Origin of the sequence: Synechococcus sp. PROS-U-1, from assembly GCF_014279755.1 — a bacterium.
Classification (GTDB): Bacteria; Cyanobacteriota; Cyanobacteriia; order PCC-6307; family Cyanobiaceae; genus Parasynechococcus.
In genome coordinates this window covers 226,660-243,971 of record NZ_CP047951.1, presented here as the reverse complement: position 1 = coordinate 243,971, position 17,312 = coordinate 226,660, and the positions used below count along the sequence as shown (strand labels likewise).

The 17,312-nt window shown below is 59.6% G+C and carries 16 protein-coding genes; 6 read left to right on the top strand and 10 right to left on the bottom strand.

The features are described 5' to 3' along the window. Positions 1 to 20: 20 nt before the first annotated feature. Genes SynPROSU1_RS01165 through SynPROSU1_RS01150 form a run of 4 tightly spaced genes read left to right on the top strand, consistent with a single transcriptional unit; the run spans position 21 to position 3,474 of the window. Positions 21 to 875: a hypothetical protein gene (locus tag SynPROSU1_RS01165; RefSeq protein ID WP_222929894.1), complete on the top strand. Its 855-nt coding sequence runs from the start codon at positions 21 to 23 to the stop codon at positions 873 to 875. Then, positions 833 to 1,726 (top strand): sulfotransferase family protein, encoded by an 894-nt coding sequence (locus tag SynPROSU1_RS01160; RefSeq protein WP_222929893.1) that lies wholly within the window; start codon positions 833 to 835, stop codon positions 1,724 to 1,726. The genes SynPROSU1_RS01165 and SynPROSU1_RS01160 overlap by 43 nt, the downstream gene beginning before the upstream one ends. Before the next feature lie 44 nt (positions 1,727 to 1,770). Next, complete coding sequence (gene kdsA, locus SynPROSU1_RS01155; RefSeq protein WP_186571181.1) at positions 1,771 to 2,619, top strand: 3-deoxy-8-phosphooctulonate synthase; 849 nt, start codon at positions 1,771 to 1,773, stop codon at positions 2,617 to 2,619. A gap of 24 nt (positions 2,620 to 2,643) precedes the next feature. Then, positions 2,644 to 3,474: a sulfotransferase family protein gene (locus SynPROSU1_RS01150; protein WP_186571180.1), complete on the top strand. Its 831-nt coding sequence runs from the start codon at positions 2,644 to 2,646 to the stop codon at positions 3,472 to 3,474. A 24-nt stretch (positions 3,475 to 3,498) separates the two neighbouring features. Here SynPROSU1_RS01150 and SynPROSU1_RS01145 read toward each other — a convergent pair whose 3' ends face one another. The 9 genes from SynPROSU1_RS01145 to SynPROSU1_RS01105 form a co-directional block, all read right to left on the bottom strand. Further along, entirely contained in the window at positions 3,499 to 4,353 is an 855-nt protein-coding gene (locus SynPROSU1_RS01145; RefSeq protein ID WP_186571179.1) for a sulfotransferase, read from the bottom strand. Next, on the bottom strand, positions 4,350 to 5,474 hold the full coding sequence (locus SynPROSU1_RS01140; RefSeq protein WP_186571178.1) for a glycosyltransferase: 1,125 nt from the start codon (positions 5,472 to 5,474) through the stop codon (positions 4,350 to 4,352). Before SynPROSU1_RS01140 ends, SynPROSU1_RS01145 begins: the two co-directional genes overlap by 4 nt. Then, on the bottom strand, positions 5,474 to 6,730 hold the full coding sequence (locus SynPROSU1_RS01135; RefSeq protein WP_186571177.1) for a glycosyltransferase: 1,257 nt from the start codon (positions 6,728 to 6,730) through the stop codon (positions 5,474 to 5,476). Before SynPROSU1_RS01135 ends, SynPROSU1_RS01140 begins: the two co-directional genes overlap by 1 nt. Further along, the gene (locus tag SynPROSU1_RS01130) at positions 6,723 to 7,877 is read right to left on the bottom strand and encodes a glycosyltransferase (protein ID WP_186571176.1); all 1,155 of its coding nucleotides are present in this window, start codon (positions 7,875 to 7,877) and stop codon (positions 6,723 to 6,725) included. Before SynPROSU1_RS01130 ends, SynPROSU1_RS01135 begins: the two co-directional genes overlap by 8 nt. Continuing rightward, positions 7,874 to 10,129 carry a glycosyltransferase gene (locus tag SynPROSU1_RS01125; protein WP_186571175.1) on the bottom strand — a complete coding sequence of 752 codons (2,256 nt, stop codon included), beginning with the start codon at positions 10,127 to 10,129 and terminating at the stop codon, positions 7,874 to 7,876. The genes SynPROSU1_RS01130 and SynPROSU1_RS01125 overlap by 4 nt, the downstream gene beginning before the upstream one ends. Positions 10,130 to 10,135: 6 nt before the next feature. Then, positions 10,136 to 11,953, bottom strand: coding sequence for an ABC transporter ATP-binding protein (locus SynPROSU1_RS01120; RefSeq protein WP_186571174.1), 1,818 nt, complete (start codon positions 11,951 to 11,953; stop codon positions 10,136 to 10,138). 82 nt (positions 11,954 to 12,035) lie between these two features. After that, entirely contained in the window at positions 12,036 to 13,073 is a 1,038-nt protein-coding gene (locus tag SynPROSU1_RS01115) for a glycosyltransferase (protein WP_186571173.1), read from the bottom strand. Between the two features lie 10 nt (positions 13,074 to 13,083). Next, positions 13,084 to 13,797 carry a heme oxygenase (biliverdin-producing) gene (locus SynPROSU1_RS01110; protein ID WP_186571172.1) on the bottom strand — a complete coding sequence of 238 codons (714 nt, stop codon included), beginning with the start codon at positions 13,795 to 13,797 and terminating at the stop codon, positions 13,084 to 13,086. Positions 13,798 to 13,872: 75 nt separating this feature from the next. Beyond that, entirely contained in the window at positions 13,873 to 14,316 is a 444-nt protein-coding gene (locus SynPROSU1_RS01105) for a hypothetical protein (protein ID WP_186571171.1), read from the bottom strand. A gap of 77 nt (positions 14,317 to 14,393) precedes the next feature. Between SynPROSU1_RS01105 and SynPROSU1_RS01100 the strand changes: the two genes are divergently transcribed. Both SynPROSU1_RS01100 and SynPROSU1_RS01095 read left to right on the top strand, forming a co-directional pair. Beyond that, complete coding sequence (locus SynPROSU1_RS01100) at positions 14,394 to 15,149, top strand: 5'-methylthioadenosine/adenosylhomocysteine nucleosidase (protein ID WP_186571170.1); 756 nt, start codon at positions 14,394 to 14,396, stop codon at positions 15,147 to 15,149. After that, on the top strand, positions 15,140 to 16,354 hold the full coding sequence (locus SynPROSU1_RS01095) for a ChbG/HpnK family deacetylase (protein WP_186571169.1): 1,215 nt from the start codon (positions 15,140 to 15,142) through the stop codon (positions 16,352 to 16,354). The genes SynPROSU1_RS01100 and SynPROSU1_RS01095 overlap by 10 nt, the downstream gene beginning before the upstream one ends. Here the strand turns inward: SynPROSU1_RS01095 and SynPROSU1_RS01090 are convergent. After that, on the bottom strand, positions 16,337 to 17,287 hold the full coding sequence (locus tag SynPROSU1_RS01090; protein ID WP_186571168.1) for a glycosyltransferase family 2 protein: 951 nt from the start codon (positions 17,285 to 17,287) through the stop codon (positions 16,337 to 16,339). The genes SynPROSU1_RS01095 and SynPROSU1_RS01090 overlap by 18 nt on opposite strands. Between the last annotated feature and the right edge of the window lie 25 nt (positions 17,288 to 17,312).

Sequence of the window (17,312 nt, the reverse complement as noted above, 5' to 3'; positions counted from 1 at the left end):
GGATGACTGGCGAGATATCAATGCCATCCCCCAAAGGGCCACAGCGCGCGCTTCTCGTTCCAGCTCCACCGAAATGTGCCAGTCAAACCCTCGCTGCCCTGCTGAGCAATCACCTTGAGGCGCCGGTTGTGCGCCACAAAACCACCAAGGGATTTGGACACCTGCTCCTGGACGTTCCCGAGCTTGGCCGCCGCGAACGTTGGATGCGCAGGATCCGGTTCCACCAACCGCACAAACGCCTCTTGGTTTACGGGCATTACCCGGCCTCCCACCACAACCTCAAGCAGCTCAAGCGGCGCTACAGCACAGCTGCTGTGGTGATGCCAGTGCGCCCCCTAGGCGCCTTGTTGTGCTCCCTGATTCACCACACCCGCCGCAAGAGCTACGGCCCCCTCGACCTCCGCTGTCCAGGACTCACGGATGGCATCCCGAACCTCCATCAGCGCTCGGAAAGCGATTTGTTCCACCTCCTGGGCATCCTCTATCTCCCCCAGATCCATCTGCTGGTTCGCAGCTGGATTGAAGCAACAAGGACAAACAAGATCCCTCTCTTTTTTGTGCCTTTCGAAGGCATCACTGGAGCCCAGAACGAGCTGCTCGCGAAGATCAACTCACTCTTGCCCGAGGACTATCAAAGCCCTCTGCAGCCCGACAGAACAAACAACGCGGTCAAGGTCAACATGTCAACTACTCGGAAAATCAAAATCGGGGATATTGGCTTCAACCAACGTGAATCCGTTGAGGCGATCGCGACGAAATTGTTCGGCTGCGACGACAACCTGGGTGCCCTCCTGCCCTACCTCCTCTCCGACCTCCACTCTCCTGCAAAGGATTGCGTCGCCCCTCTGGCCTGGAACTTCAACAGCCATCGGTAAAGTCAATCCTGAGCCATCAGACGTTCTTGCCCTTCTCTCTCACTCAGAAACGCATTCGCAGAGAGTTGCGAGAGCAGCGAGCTCTCCTAAGCCTGGCCATCGAGCGCAAAACATTAGAAATCAGGCGCGATAATCTTGATCGCGTCGTGTTTTACCCAGAACACAACATTGCTTTTAATAGAATCGCCAAAAGCGGCAATTCATCCGTCATTCTTTACCTGGATGAAGCAATCAGGGGTCCAAGCAGCCATCAAAACGACTACAAGCAAGCGAAACGCAGCGCCATGGGCACAGGCAAAAGCCTGATTGAAATGTCGAGGACAAAAAAAGACCGCGCATGCCTGAAAAAGGCTTTATTTTTTACGGTCGTTCGCAATCCGTGGACACGAACATTATCTGCATTTCTCGACAAAATTGCCAACGGTCCTCAAGACAAATACGGATCCATCCCTGGATTTGGCGACAACAGCAAAGCCGGTTTCGAAGCCTTCGTCACCTTTCTTGGCGGCGGTGGGTTGCATACCAACCACCACTGGAAACCACAGAACGCTGCGTTAATCCTGCCCGCATCCCATTTCAAAAGCATTTGCAGGCTTGAACATCTCTCGACCGAACTTCCCAATGCCCTGGCCGAATCAGGCTTAACCCTGCCCAGCGCCGAGCAGCTGCAACAACCGCACCGCATTGAAAGCAACCAGCACAGCAAACTCACCCAAGCCTCCAGCAAGTTGTCGCGCTACTACAGCCCTACAACCATCAAGGCTGTGGTGGATCTCTACAACGCCGACTTCAAGCTTGGGAGCTACAGCCTGGACCCCAGCAGCATCGGCTTGAGTCTGCAGAGCAGCTAAAGGAAGGCGGGTAGGCTCGCGCGATCCGGAGAACGCTCAAGACCGTGGCGCAGCAGATCCAACTGGGCAAGATCACCTTCGCGAACGATCGCCCCTTTGCCCTTCTAGGTGGCGTCAACGTTCTCGAGGATCTGGATTTCGCCCTGCGCTGCTCAAAGCACTACAAGGATGTGTGCGAGCGACTGAACATCCCTCTCGTCTTCAAGGCCTCCTACGACAAGGCCAACCGCTCGTCGATTCACTCCTTTCGCGGCCCCGGCCTGAAACAGGGACTGGAGATCCTTCAGGCGGTCAAAGACACCCATGGCATCCCTGTGATCACGGATGTCCACAGCCCTGAAGAGGCCGCTGCCGCCGGCAAGGTGGCCGACATCATTCAGCTGCCTGCCTTCCTCGCCCGTCAGACCGATCTGGTTCGCGCCATGGCTGAAACAGGGGCTGTGATCAACATCAAGAAGCCTCAGTTTCTCAGCCCGGAGCAGATGCGCAACATCGTGGACAAATTCCGCGAATGCGGAAACGAACAGCTGCTGCTTTGCGAGCGAGGAACCAACTTCGGTTACGACAATCTCGTCGTCGACATGCTGGGCTTCGGCGTGATGAAACGCACTTGCGATGACCTTCCCTTGATCTTCGACGTGACCCATGCTCTGCAGTGCAGAGATCCTGGTGGTGCGGCCTCAGGCGGACGCCGCACACAAGTGGTTGACCTGGCCCGCTCAGGCATGGCGGTTGGTCTGGCTGGTCTGTTCTTGGAAGCCCACCCAGACCCAGCCAAAGCACGATGCGATGGCCCCAGCGCCTTACCACTCGATCAGCTGGAGCCATTTCTGACGCAGGTCAAAGCCATCGATGATCTGGTGAAAGCAATGCCACCTCTGCAGATCAACTAATGCGGTGTTTCTCGGCAAAACCTCTTGGCCTCTGACGCAACCTTTCTGCTCGGCGTTGGCGCCCAGAAAGCAGGAACCTCCTGGCTGCACGATCAACTGAACCGCAGGAAGGATGCTGATTTCGGCTTCCTGAAGGAATACCACGTCTTTGATGCTCTGGAGCTGGAACACTTTTCCTCCTTCCGAGCGAACAACCCCACACCAATTCAGTGGCGCACCTGGCGTCGGGCGCGGTTCATGGAACGACCCGAGCGCTACTTCGACTACTTCGCATCACGGCTCAAGCCGTCCCAGATTCGACTGACGGGAGACATCACCCCGTCCTATGCCGGATTAAGCGCGCCAAGCTTCAAGCGCATCAAAGACGCCTTCAAGGAACGTGGCGTGCAGATGCGAGCGGTGTTCATCATGCGTGACCCGGTGGAACGGTTCCTGTCACAGCAACGCATGCAATTGCGCAAGCGTGGCCTGCTCAAACCCGAGCATGAAACCGAACATCTGAGCAAGGCCAGCCTCAAGCTGCTCAAACGTGAATCTCCCCGGAGCGATTACCCCGCGACCCTCGATGCACTCCGGACAGGTCTTGCAGCCTCCGAGGTGTTCATCGGCCTCTACGAAACCCTGTTCACAGCAGCGGATCACTGTGCCTTGTGCCGGTGTCTGGGCATCCCAGAGCAGATCCCCGAACTGAGCCACCGGGTGAATGCCAGTCAGGCCACCACAGCTGTTCCAACGGAGGTGTTGCGGCGTCTTGGCCACCACTTCGCCCCGTTGGTGACGGCGGTCCAGGACCGTTGTCCGGATCTCAGAGTTGAACAGCACTGGGCCACCGCGATGACCTGGAGAGACGCCTAAGGCGACCCACCGCACAGCAGCCCGTCACAGCAAACCGTTGGAATACACCAGGCGGCGGTTCATCCTGGCCACACCGGGCATGAGCAAGCCGAGATGCGCAGCCGTAGGTGCTGGGGCAGCCAGCCAGCCACCGTCATAGGCAATCGTTCGGCTGCGCTCCGCATCGAAACGCACCCGGTTCCCCGCGAGGATGTGACTGGTGCTGTTCAGACCAGGAGCCAGCATCGCCTCCTGGAAATCGATGGACAGCCAGGCGCAGAGCAACTCCAAACTGCGCTGGGGCTGAAGCGCAAATTCCTCATACCCCAGACGAAAGAGCGGGTAAGGGGACTGCTGAAACGCTCGTTCGAACTTGGCGTTGACTCGCCACCAGCGCGCCAGCTGACGTGCGGCAGGCCAGCGTTGGCCTGACTTGCGACCGGCACGGGCTCGGGAATGCACCCAGGAACGCACATCCCGCACGAGATGGATGATTCGGATGTCAAACATCGCCTCAGGCAGCTGCGTCATCACCAGATCGTCCTGATAAGAGTCGACATGCCACACCTCCATACCGGCGTGGGGTGAACCGGTCAGCAGGCGCTGCACTTTCTCCTGCATCGGCGTTTGATCATGCAGGCGCAGCCACTCGAGCTGAGGGCCCCAGAGGGGGCAATCCGCAGCGATCGCACCACAGGTGCAACGCCGTTCAAACCGGTGAGCACCGCGCAGCTGACTGGGCCCGCGATGTTCATCGCCAGGTTGGGGCGTCGCCAGAATTCGCGCCGCCTCGCCCAGGCCAATGATCTGCGGATGGGCCCCCAGAGCCAAATCCAGCATCGTTGTGCCGCTGTGGCCAAGACCACGGATGAGCAGCAACTTCAAGCGATTGCTGCTCATCGTCTGTGATCCACCAAACCATTGAGCAGCGTTGTGATCTGATCGACGTGGTGCGCCACGGTGAAGCGAGCCTGGGCCCGCCGTTGACCGGCAGCACCCCAAGCACCGGCGAGATCCGGACGATCTGCCAGCACGGCCATGGCCTCCGCCATCGCCCGGCGGTCGCCTTCCCCCACCAGCCACCCGGTCTGCTGATCCACCACCACGTCAGGGATCCCACCGTGACGGGTGGCCACAACCGGCAAACCACAAAGCTGAGCTTCCATCACGGAGACCGGGCATCCCTCCTCATCACCATCCTCCGCTGTCCGGGAATGCTGCACAAACACCCGCGCACGCCGCATCTCCTTCACCACCGCATCGGGGGCAAGCACGCCAGGGAACTGAACCATCTGCTCGAGGCCAAGCTGGCGCGCCCGTTCCCGCACCTCGGGGAGCAGAGGGCCATCCCCAACCATCACCAGCCGGCAAGCCTCGGCATGGTCACTCAGACCAAGCAGGCTGGCGAAGGCTTCCAGAGTATCCATCGGACCTTTTTTGGCCACAAAGCGGCCCACCGCCAGAAACCGCGGCGGCATGGACGCAGGAGTGGCCCCCTGAAAGCGCTGCTCATCAGCACCGGATGGACTGATCACCAGCTGTGCCGGCTGCGCGCCCAAGGCGATTAAGCGGCTCCGCATCGTTTGATTCTTGACGATCACAGCCGAAGTGAGCTGAAACAAACGGCGGTAGCGCTGCTCCAGATGCTTCACGTAGCGGTCCGCCGAGGCATCGGCGCCGCGGAAGTGAACTGCAAGGGGAACTCCCGTGCGGGCCAGCTCCATCACCCGAACGGCATGAAAACCGAACTCCACCATCACCACGTCCGGACGGTGGCGACATACCAAAAGCAGGGCTACGAGTGAAGTTGGACACGTGGCAAGCCGGAGCCAACCCAGGCGAGTGCAGACTTTGCTGGTGAGCACCGCCAGGCCATAGAGCGCTTTAAGGGGCTCGCACCAGGGCACTTCATCCCCGAAACAGGCCTCCACAGCAAACGGCAAGCGGGCCAAATTGGCGCGCACGAACGTTTCCGTCCGGGCGCGCCGGGTTGGAGCCAACACCAGAACGCGAGCGGGCATCACAACGCCAGGATCGACCGCCAGAGCGGTTCCAACTGGGGCCAGTCCAACGCAGCAATCCGCGTTCTGGCCGCTGCACCCATCCGCCTGCAACGCTCGGGATCTGAAGCCAGCGCGTCCATCGCTCTAGCGAGTGCAGCCGGATCATCACTGGGAATCACCAAACCGCTCACCCCAGGCTCAACCACCTCCAGGGGGCCAGGGGAAGCATCCGTCACGATCACCGCCAGACCAGCAGCCATGGCCTCCAACAGTGCATTGGGCATGCCTTCAAAACGGGAGGGCAACACGAAAACGGCAGCCTCGGCCAGGAACCGCTCCGGATCAGAACGGAACCCCAGGCTTCGCAATCGGCGCGACACCCCAAGATCCCTTGCCTGCTGCTCCAACGCGGCACGCTCCGGACCATCACCCACCAAGGTGACGGGCCAAGTCGCCGCAGCTCCACTCAGCCTGGGCAAGGCAGCGATCAACACATCCAGTCCCTTCTGGGGCACCAACCTGGCCACGGTGATGAAGCCACTGGGGCTGGACACACCGCCGCCGGCAGCCAGCGCAGGCGCACTCGGCAATGGATTGGGCAGCAAGGCCAGTCTCTCCCAGGGCCCCATCGATTCCAGAGCTGAGAGAACACCCGACGTGTTGGCTGTCACGACATCGGCCCGTCGGTAGGTCAGGGGACGCATGCGCTGCCACACCTCCGGGAGAAGCTGTCGCGAAGGGTCGTTGCGCTCCGAGACCACGAGATGAATCGGCAGATCCCAGGCAGCACAACAGCAGATGATGTTGGTACGGGTGAGCAGCGACAGGACCCGATGGGGCCGCTGACGGCGGAACTGCCGACGCAGTTGGCGGAGACGCAAGCCAGCCGTCGCCTCTGTTCCGACTTGAAAGAGCTGCATCGCAAGGCCCCGACCTCCCGGATGGATATGGGCTTGGAACCAGCCGGCGAACCAGCGCAGCTGCAGCTGGAACAACCAGCGGATCAACTTGTCGAGCTGCGCCAGGGTGAAACGACCACCGCGGGCCCACCAGGAACGATGGGTCGGTGCCCCCAGTTCGAGCAGAGGGATCCCATCCGGAAGGGCATGAGTCACGGGATGCCCTGAGATGAGCGTCACAAGCTTCACCTTCAAGCCCTGAGCCGCGAAATGACGGGCGGCAATCAAGGCAACTTTTTGAGCGCCCCCGGCTCCGAGATGCGGCAACACCAGCCACAGATCATCACGGCCTGCAGCTGGCTCCGCTTCAGTCATCACTCACCAGCTGCAACACGCCGCTCATGAAACACTGACGCAAGCGTCCCTCGGAAAAGCGTTGCCGCACCTCCAGGGCCCGACACGCCAAGCGCCGGCGTACGTCTGAATCCACCAGCAGCGCCGACACCACGTCGGCCCAGGTTTGCGGGTTGGCATCGTTCGGCAACAAACGACCATTGACGCCATCGCGAATCAACTCGGCTGGACCCTGGGGGCAGTCGGAGGAGACACAACAACAGCCGCTGGCCATGGCTTCAAGCAGCACGTTGGGGAAACCCTCGTAACGGGAGGGGAGCAGGAACAGATCGGCCCGCTCGTACCAATCCTGCACATTGCCCACCCGCCCTGGAAAGTGCAAGGAATGCGATGCCTGCGGCAGCATCCGACGCAACTGGGCCTGCTGATCCACACCGTGATACGGCACTGCATCCATGCCAAGAATCACAAGATGCACCTGGGGATGCCGCTCCCTCAACAGCGCAAACATGGCGACCAATCGATCAAAGCCCTTTTGATGGGCTTTGGTTCCCACCGCAAGGAGCACCTGCTGGTCGGCCCCGACCTTCTGGCGCGCCAGCCAATCGGTGGGGTCAGGGTCAGGCGCAAACCTCGGCAGAGGCCAGGCCACGGGGTTGGCCAGACATAGCTGAGGTCGGGCGTTCAAGTGCTGGGCCAGCCAACGGCCCGTGGATTCGGTCTGAACCAAATGCAGATGGGCCCATGGATAGGTGAGCCGCCGCAGAAGCCGCCAGGGCCAACCGGGCCGTTTCAAGGGTGGGAAGTTTCGTTCCGACACGATGCATGGACACGCCATGCCCCGCACCGCCAGCAGCAGCTTGATCGCGGGCAGGGTGGTCATGCCCAGGACCAAATCGGGTTGATGACGCTGCAGCCATGCCCGCAGACGCAGCACGCGAAGCGGAAAACCAAGTAGCCCAAGACAGCGCAACCAGGGCGGATCTGACGGCTCAATGGCCCGATGCACTCCCGCCGGGACGGGATAAAAGTCTCGGGATGGACCGTGGCGGGTGAGCACCGTGGCCCGCCACCCTTCCTGAGCAAGCCAGCGGGCGAACAGAAGCGTGACGCGCTCGGCTCCACCGGTCTTGAGTGAATCGATGTACAACACGACCCTCCGGGTCATGACGTGCCCGGATTCCCTTGGTCGGGGTGCAGGAATCTCTTGAAACAGGGCAAAACCCCAGGCAGCCGCTCCGCCCGCCAGGCCTCACTCACGATCTTGGCGCGGAACAGCAACAGCATCAGATCTTCGACGGCACGACCCATCGCATCCGCATCAGCGAGTGCGGGATCCATCAGTACGACACGCTCCATCACCTGCACCGCAAACGCACGATGGTCTTCCTGCACTTCTCGTTCGTCATGCTCCGGTCGATGCGCATGGTCATGAACGGCCTGCAAGGCCCGTCTCGCCCGCCAGTAAAGAGTGGCATCGGATGAGGCCCATGCCTCAACAATGTTGATCGACAGCACCCGCATCAGATTGCGAGTGAGCCGGAAGGAGGTTTCTGTTTCGATCATGGTGAGATCGAGGGATTCACTAAACTGCAACCCACGTCTGCCGAGGCTCGCGGCCCCGTCCCGATCTGCCAAGGTGAGCTGAAGCCGCAGCGTGGTGGCGTAACAGGAGATCAGAAGTTTGGCTCGGTTGAAGCGATTCCCCTGGCGACACAGGCGTGTGTTGGGATCGTCTTCCAACCCTGTGGCAACTGCATCCAAAGCTGCAATGGAAGCGCGCATCAGCTGAGGGTCGTTGAGTTCAGCAGATCGGTAGGCACACACCACCCTGCAATAGGCGCGATAGCTGAGGGGCAAGCGGGAACTGGCACCCAGGGTCTCGAACAGCGAGATCTGCTCCTGCAAGGCCTTGGGTCTGGCACCACGCCGAAACAACAAATGATGGAGGTGATCGGTGCGGCCGAGCTCCAACCATGAGCGCTCCATTAGTGCCAAGGCCTCTGAGTACAGACCCCTTTTGATCAAGCGGGGAATCTGCGCATCGAGCACCTGCGGCTCAACGGGATGATGCCCATCGATCCAGCGCAACAGTTGCCGGCCTGCTTCGCTGCGCCCGCAACGATTGCGCAACCGCACCGAACGGAACAAGGCAGGCATCAACACCCGCTGCAACGGCCAGGTTCGGCCTTGGAGACGCAGCATCGACTGACCGCTGGACGCCGCGTCCAACAGTCCATCCCGTTGCAGGTCATGCAGCATCTTCTGCGTACGGCTCTCGTAGGTGTGTTCTGCGGCCAGCGCCAAGCGCTGATCCAGCGATGGACCATCGCCCGATAATGCCGTCGCGATGGCAGCTTCAAATGCCTCCGGATCCGGAGGACAAAGCAACGCCCCGGAGGCGTAGGGCCGCAAAGCAGGAATCTGGGTGGCCACCACGGGGCGCCCCGCAGCGAGATATTCGAAGAACTTCATCGGGAACATGTGCTGCGTGTAGGTGTTCTCCTGCAGGGGCAGCAGAGCCACATCGGCGTGCGCGAGCCATGCCGGCAGATCGTCATAGGCCTGCAGACCCATGACGTGCACATTCGGCAAAGCCTGAAGCGCCGCAATGCTCGTGTCCGGATCGGCCTCGCCAACGGGACCCAAAAGAACCCACGACCAATCGGACCGTTGACGGGCCAAGGCCGTCAGCATGGGCAGATCGAGCTTGTAGGCATCGATCGCACCAACAAACATCAGGCGAGGCTTAGGGATACCTGCAAGGCCATCGGGAGCGGGCAGAGCATCCAAAGCGGCAGCAAAATGTGCCTGATCGGCAACATTGCCGTAGTGGTAAGTGCAGGCATTGATTCGCATCAGCGACGCCTGAAGATCGGGAGACGTGGTGAACACCACATTCACCGTGCGACAGAGCTGACGCTCGCTGTCGGCAATCAACGTCGCGGGCATGCCTGGTTGAGCATGGATGCGATCAACACAGTGATAAACGGCAGCAGAAAACATCGATGGCTTCGACGTTCCTGCACGTCGTTTCAGATTCAGATAGCGACCGGTGAGCGGGTTGTAGGTCCACAGCAGTGGTGAACGAAAGCGAAGACCCCTGAGAATCCAACCCAGAGCACTGCTGAACAACACTCGGTTGATATGAAGCAGAACACCGCGCGTCCCACCGGGTATCACCATCGGTGACCACACCCATAACCCTGGCTCGACCTGGCGCGGCGGCCGGAACATCCGCCTCAGTCGCTTGACGATCCGCTGACTGTCCTGCCTATCGGCACGCGGGGGGCGCAACCCCAACGACTCGATGTACAACACACGGTGCCCAGCCCGCTGCAACGAAAGGGCTGTGTGCTGCTTGTTGGTCCACAGGCGGTGATCCCAATCCGCCGTTGCCAAGACAACGAAATCAGCCATCGATGATCAAGTTGATTCCAGCTGATTCATCTCGCGGAAGCTGTCTGAGATTTTGACGAGATCTTCAAAGCTGCCGGAGGCCTTGATCCGACCGTCACCAACTTCAAACACCTGGTCACACTTTCGGACCGTCGACAACCGATGAGCAATCACGATCGTGGTGCAACGTCGACCAATGATGTCCAGAGCCTGCATCACTTCGTGCTCAGTTTTGTTATCCAATGCGCTCGTCGCTTCATCCAGAATCAAAACACTTGCCTTGCGATAAAAAGCGCGTGCCAAAGACAATCTCTGCCGCTGCCCACCTGACAATTTGACACCATTCTCTCCAATCATGGTGTAAAGCCCATAAGGCATTTGACTCACAACATCATCAAACTGAGCCGCGGCCAAAGCATTCCAAACCTCATCATCTTCAATCTCATCACCGGATTGACCAAAGGCGATGTTCTCGCGAACACTCGTATCAAGCAAACGGATGTCTTGCGGAACCAAGGCACAGTTGGCCTGCCAAGCAGGCATTTCCTCAGCCGTGATGGGAATTCCATCAAGGCAAAGCTCACCCGAACTGGGGGTATAGAGACCAAGAATGATGTGGGCCAGCGTTGTTTTCCCGCTACCCGTGCGACCCACCAGTGCAATCCGGGAGCCAACAGGAATCGACAGATTGATCGCCTGGAGAACAGGCTGATCGCGCCCTGCATAAGTGAAGCCAACATTGTCCAGCTGAATCAATCTGCGAGGGGTCACTCCACTGGGGGAGGGAACACCCGGACTCTGCAAGGTGAGGCGTTCCGGCTTCAGCTGCAAGAGGTCAAGGGCATCCTGAATTTCCGGCAACCCGCCACGAAGCTTGTTAACGCTCCGGAACATTGACTGAAGCGGGCCGGAAATCCGCAGAAGAGTCACCAAAATCACCGAAATCAGCGGCAAACTCTCGCGAACACTCTCCATATCACCTGCCATCAGAGAAGGGCCGACACCAATGGCGAAAAGCACCGTGACGGCCACAGGTTCAATCACATATCGCGGAACATCGGGGAGCAATCGCGTCAAACGGTCGTAGCGCTTGGCGATCACACCATCACGCGAGAAACGAGACGTGAAATATTGATCTGCCGAGTAAAGCTGAACATCACGCATCGAGCGAAGTGATTCCATCAGAATCATATTGATGCGCCTGGTATATCGAACACGCTGCTTTGTACCCAGACGCAAATAGGGCGTAATTAAACGCGACGACATCACATAGGCCATCAGCATCAAAGCAAACATCAACAAAGCCTTCCAGCCAAGAATGATGTTGACGCCGACAAGAAGAACGACAACAGACAGCAAATTTCCCGCAATGGTAATCAGGGGACTGATGACTGCCGTCGAAATACGATTCAGAACACGATTAAAACTTTCGGAGAGATTTGCTGTTCTATTTTCTGTAAAAAAAGCATAGTTTTGCCGCATCAAGTTGGCATAAACCCTATTCACCAAATCATTCCAAATTTCAGCGCTGAGCATGCTCTGCATCAGCGAAACACCAAAACGAATGATGGAGGTGAACCAAAAGGCTGCAATCAGGAGACCAATCAGCCAACCCGCTTGATCCAACAACGATCCACCAAACACGCGAATCCCTGGGATTTGATCCTGCAGCTTCACTCCCGCAAGCAAACCGACCATGCGAGCCATCAGGCCCACCAACAGCATGTCGAGCAAGCCTTGAAGAAAGGACGCAACAAGAACGACGCCCATGAGCCGCAGACGCCGCCGCGGCAATTGATTCAACAGAACCGCTAGATCAGTGAGGGTTCTGCTCCGCATCAACATGTTCCAACATGCAGAACTTTGGTCTGATTCAAGCCCTGGCAGTCCATTTCAGGAACTTAGGCCGTGATTGTGGGAGATGGATTTATCCCTTCGGCCAGCCGGGCAACCGATTGACCACTCGCTGAAGCCGAGAGACCACCTGCTGAAGCCGCAATCGCCATGTGGGAAGACTGCTTAGGTGCGTTCCCGATGAAGCCTCCAGCACATCCAGGTGAGCGAAGGCATCGCGCCAGCGCTCAAGCAGCACAGTTTCTGAACACTCCTGCAGCAGAGCCTCCAAACGATCGACTGAGGGTCGCCAGCGCTGGGGAGCATCAACGGCACTCTTGATCCGTTCCAGATCGAACGTCAGCCGGCCACAACCGATCTGATGCATGGTGCGACCTGGGTCGCCGTAGTCGGCCAGGGCATGGTTCAGGCTGCTGAACACAACGCAACCGCAGGCCAGAGCCTCCAGCGGTGGCAACCCGAAACCTTCGGTCACTCTGCGTCCACGCCAGTACTCGGCTGAGTCGTAGAGGTACACCGTGGAGCGATTGAACAGATCGACCAAGTCATCCACCCAGCCAGCCTGAACCTCCACCACAAGGCCGGCTTGCCGCAACGCTGGCACCAGCTGATTCAACACATAAGGGCTGCTCTTGCGCGCTTGGACAAGGACATCAATGGAACGTGAGCCTGAGCCCAAATGATCACCCCGATCCATCCACTGGGGTTCCAGGGCATTGGGCACGAGATAGAGCGGATTGCGGGGTGCTCGATCCCCCCAGTAGCCCAACGTGTTCCGACTCACCGCCAACACAGGAACCCCTCGTGGGAGGTCAAATCCATAGCCGCTGCTGTGGGCGTGATAGGCCACGCGATGACCTCGCAAACGGTGGATGAGCCGAGGAACATCGAACCCCCAGCTCACAATCCAAATCACCTCATCGCGAACGGATTCACGCTGTAAGAGGTCGGCCAGAAATGGGTGATCGTGACAACGCTCGCGGTACGTCACGATCTCGGTCGGACAGCAACGTCCAACCAGATTTGCGGTCTGCAACTCAACGCTAAGCCCACCACATCGAAAGCGACGGCTGGTCCCGGGGACCAGGAAACGAATCAGTTCGGTGGGCACCAGCGAGAACTCAAGCGGCGGCGGCCTCTGTACTGCCCGCCCGCTGACGCCGCGTCAGGAAACCGAACAAGACTTTGCCAATCGCGGCAACAAGGTTGCCTTCCAACTCCTTGAACATGTTCATGTTCAAGTGGAAGGCATGGTTGGCTTCCTCAACGATGCGATCGGCCGTGGCCTGATCGATCGGGAGACTATCCATGGCAGCGCGGTAGTTGGTCTTGAACGCCTTCTCATCAGCAATGTCATCGAAGACGTAGAACCGAAGTCCATCGTCGCCATCCATGTTCATCGCCTTCTGAGCAATGTTCTTGAGGATCTGACCACCAGACAGATCACCCAGGTAGCGGGTGTAGTGATGCCCGACCAGAAGCTCAGGGGACTCTTTCGCGACGGCATGAATCCGTTCGACGTACATCGCTGCAGACGGAGACGGCTGAATCTGCTCTTTCCAACCATCACCGAAGTAATAGGTGAGGTCTTGCTCGAGAGATTCGCGACGGTTGAGCTCTTTCTTGCCAATGGGTCCGACAACCGGGTGATCGCCCAACTTGTCGATCTCCTCTTCCATCGCCTCGTAGACGAAGTAGAGGTCTGCAACAAGCTTGCGATAGCTGGCTTTGTCGACGACACCTTTAAGGAAGCAGCTCACGAAGCCGGTGTTTTCGGCCATGGTGTGAGACTTTTTCGTGCCTTCACGGATCTGGGCAGCCAGTGCAACGGACATGAATGCTTGTGATTGGACCGATAGGAGGACCCTATAAGCAGTCCACGGAAGCGTGGTCTTGAGCGTTGCGAAGGGTTACGCCGCTGTATCGGACGCAGCATTTGCATCGAACAACTCAAACAGCTCGCGACAGATCTGCTGAAGCTGCTTCACCTGCTGCTGCTGAGGCAAATGAGGACCTTCCGGCAACCATTCACCAACCGTGGCGAGGCGCCAACGTTCGCCGTCATAGGTCATGCCCCGCATTAACACTCCCAGCAGACGCAGCTGTTCATCACCTCGCTCAGCACTGATATGCAGCTGCATCAGCAAACTGCGGCATTCCAAGCGTGGGCTCCAGCCGGGGAAGTGAAACGACAGATCCAGCGATTCTTCCTCACTCCATTGACGGGTCTGCGGATCGTCTCGCCAGGGACTGAGATTGGCCTGCGCAGCCGGAAACTGGTGACGCACCAGCGTGATCGTGGAGGCCAGTGCACGCACCCGGGCCACGCTCTGTACCGACTCGCCCGCGTTCACTTAAACCTCCGACTTCCGCACAGTGTGCAGGGAGATGCAAGAGGTCGCCGTTACGGTTGCCCGAGGTTTAAGAAACCATGACGCAACCGCTGCACATTGCCCTGCTTGGCGCGATGCCGGAGGAGATCGGCTCCGATCTCAGCCACCTCAAAGAGCTGAGCTGCAGCGAACACGGAGACCTCAAGATCCATCGGGGATCTTGGAGTGAGAAGGTCCGCCTCAGCCTCGCCTGGAGCGGCTGGGGCAAGGTGAGCGCTGCGCGGGCCGCCACACGCCTGCTCGCCAGCGATCCCAGCATTGATCTGCTGTTGTTCACCGGTGTCGCAGGCGCTGCAGATCCAGCCCTGCGTCAATGGGATGTGGTGTTGGCCGATGCGGTGTTGCAGCACGACATGGATGCTCGCCCCCTGTTCCCACGGTTCACCCTGCCAGCCCTGAATCAGGACCGACTCCAACCACAGCCGGCCTGGTTCAACTGGGCCAAGGCCGCACTCCTGGAGGCACACGGAGCTGGCGATCTGGAGGGATTTGCCTGTCCAATCAGCGGTCTGATCGCCACAGGGGATCGCTTCATCGGCGATCCCACGGTGCTGCAATCGTTGCGGGACGCCCTTCCCGATCTGCGGGCCGTTGAAATGGAAGGTGCTGCCGTCGCGCAAGTGGCCGAGCAAGAGGGCGTCCCCTGGCTGGTTCTGCGGGTGATTTCCGATGGTGCCGACGAAGCGGCAGCCCAAAGCTTCGAAGACTTCGTCAAACGCTACGAAAAACAGGCCTGGCGGCTGATTGAGGCCCTGCTGCAGCGGTGCAACGAGACTCCCCAACGATGCGCATAATTGCTCTGCTGAACCGCTTGCTGCGGTATGGCGTGGTGGGAGGAACCGCCGCGGCCGTGCACTTCGGCGTGCTGCTGCTGCTCGGCCAGTGGATGGCCCTCAGCCTGGCCAATCCCATCGCCTTCCTGGCCGCCTCCGTGGCGGGGTATCTCGGCCACGCCCTGCTGACCTTCCGGGAAGAGACCGGTGGTCGCCAGTTCGCCCGTCGCTGGTTGCTGCTGCAGTACGTCGTCAACATCAGCGTCTGCGCCCTGCTGCCGCTTCTCAAAGCCCCGACATTGGTGCTGGTGTTCACACCCACGGTGCTGAATGCCCTGATCTGGAGCCGCGCGGCCCGGTTTAGTGCAAGGAGCCGCCAGCAACACAACGGCCAACCACCGCTGCTCCATGCCGACGACCTCGGGCTGGCGGCCGGCGTTGATGCAGCGATTGTCGATCTCGCCCGCAGCGGGCGGCTCCAGGGAGCCAGCCTGCTGGTGAATGGCCCAAGTGCAAGCGACGCTGTCGAAACCTGGCGCAGGCTTGCTGAGCCACCGCCGCTCACCCTTCACCTCTGCCTCACCGAAGGGCATCGGCTGCACAACTGTCCAGATCTGCCAACCGGATTCGGCACCTTGCTGCTGGCCTCGATCCTGCCCTGGCAGCGCCGACGCATCGCACCCCAGCTGCGCACAGTTCTGCTGGAGCAGATCAGCCGCTACCGCCAGCTCACCGGGCTGCGGCAGATCCGCCTCGATGGCCACCAGCACATCCACCTCGTTCCTCTCGTGCTGGATGCGGTGCTGGATTTGGCCCGTTCCGAATCAATCACCTGGGTGCGTACGACACGGGAACCCCTGCCCGAGGGCCTGACTCTGGCGCTCTGGTGGCGAAGCCTGCAGACAGGGGGCCTGATCAAATGGTTTGTGCTGCAGCTGCTGAGCGGGCTGGCCATGCCCCGACTGCGCCGAGCCGGGATTCAAACCAACCGTCGCTTTGCCGGCGTGTTGTTCAGTGGATCGATGTTCGGCAAGGCATTGCGTCGTAGCTGGATCACCGCCCACAGCCCTGGCAAGGTCCGTCGCGCGTCAAGGCCCCTTGTTCTGATTCATCCAGCCCGCCGCCATGCCGTATCGGGCATGGATCAGGACGCCTTTCAGCAGTCCGTGGCCTTTTTCAGTGCCACCAACCGCCAAAAAGAGTGGTCGTCAGCGCAACAGCTCTGAACTCTGGTGCACGGCTCTGACGAAATAATGCGGCCGTCGTTTCACATCGATGTAGATCCGGCCGATGTATTCGCCCAAAACACCGATACCAATCAACTGAATCCCCCCCAGGAACAGAACAGCCACGATCAATGAGGCATAGCCCGGCAAGTCGACACCAAAGACCAAGGTGCGCAGCACGATCAGTGCGGCATAGATGAAGCTCAGGAACGAAATCAGAACACCGATCACGCCCCAAACCTTTAACGGCTTCACCGTGAACGAAAAGATGCCGTCCAGGGCATAGCGCCAGAGCTTGAGGGAGCTCCAGGACGTGCTTCCTCCAACGCGGGCTACGCGGCTGTAGGCGATCTCCTCGCTGCGATAACCGGTCCAGGGCATCAACCCCTTGGAAAAGCGCGTGGCCTCACGCAACTGGGTCACCGCCTCCACCACCTGTGCACTCAGTAAACGGAAGTCGCCAGCCCCCTCCTGAAGCTGGATCGAATCCACCAGGCGGTTGAACACTCGATAAAACCAAGACGCGGTGGCCACCTTCACCAATCCTTCGGCATCCCGGTCATCCCGCACCGCCGTGACCACCTCAGCGCCATTTCGCCAGGCCTGCACCATCGCGGGAATCCGCTCCGGAGGGTGCTGCAGGTCGGAATCGATCAGCACCGCAGCAGCACAGCGTCCATTGGCATGGTCGAGCCCCGCCAGCATTGCCGCCTCTTTTCCGAAATTTCGGGTGAGCTCCAGCAGCGTGACGCTCTGATCGGCATGGCTCTGCTGGCAGGCACGAATCACCGCAACCGTGGCATCGGACGAGCCGTCATCAACGAGGAGGAGACGGTCCACCTCCGGCAGGGCCAGAACCCGTTCGATGAAGCGGGTGATCACCGCCTCTTCGTTGAAGCAGGCCGCCACCACCCATACCTGCTCGCTGGCCATCAATGAGTGGTCTGCACTGCAGTGA

Excerpts from the sequence above, each read along its gene's own strand:
- SynPROSU1_RS01145 (WP_186571179.1), bottom strand. The coding sequence starts at position 4,353 with ATGAGCAGCAATCGCTTGAAGTTGCTGCTCATCCGTGGTCTTGGCCAC.
- SynPROSU1_RS01110 (WP_186571172.1), bottom strand. The coding sequence starts at position 13,797 with ATGTCCGTTGCACTGGCTGCCCAGATCCGTGAAGGCACGAAAAAGTCT.
- SynPROSU1_RS01130 (WP_186571176.1), bottom strand. The coding sequence starts at position 7,877 with ATGACCCGGAGGGTCGTGTTGTACATCGATTCACTCAAGACCGGTGGA.
- SynPROSU1_RS01100 (WP_186571170.1), top strand. The coding sequence starts at position 14,394 with ATGACGCAACCGCTGCACATTGCCCTGCTTGGCGCGATGCCGGAGGAG.
- SynPROSU1_RS01120 (WP_186571174.1), bottom strand. The coding sequence starts at position 11,953 with ATGTTGATGCGGAGCAGAACCCTCACTGATCTAGCGGTTCTGTTGAAT.
- SynPROSU1_RS01125 (WP_186571175.1), bottom strand. The coding sequence starts at position 10,129 with ATGGCTGATTTCGTTGTCTTGGCAACGGCGGATTGGGATCACCGCCTG.
- SynPROSU1_RS01140 (WP_186571178.1), bottom strand. The coding sequence starts at position 5,474 with ATGCCCGCTCGCGTTCTGGTGTTGGCTCCAACCCGGCGCGCCCGGACG.
- SynPROSU1_RS01095 (WP_186571169.1), top strand. The coding sequence starts at position 15,140 with ATGCGCATAATTGCTCTGCTGAACCGCTTGCTGCGGTATGGCGTGGTG.
- SynPROSU1_RS01090 (WP_186571168.1), bottom strand. The coding sequence starts at position 17,287 with ATGGCCAGCGAGCAGGTATGGGTGGTGGCGGCCTGCTTCAACGAAGAG.
- SynPROSU1_RS01165 (WP_222929894.1), top strand. The coding sequence starts at position 21 with ATGCCATCCCCCAAAGGGCCACAGCGCGCGCTTCTCGTTCCAGCTCCA.
- SynPROSU1_RS01135 (WP_186571177.1), bottom strand. The coding sequence starts at position 6,730 with ATGACTGAAGCGGAGCCAGCTGCAGGCCGTGATGATCTGTGGCTGGTG.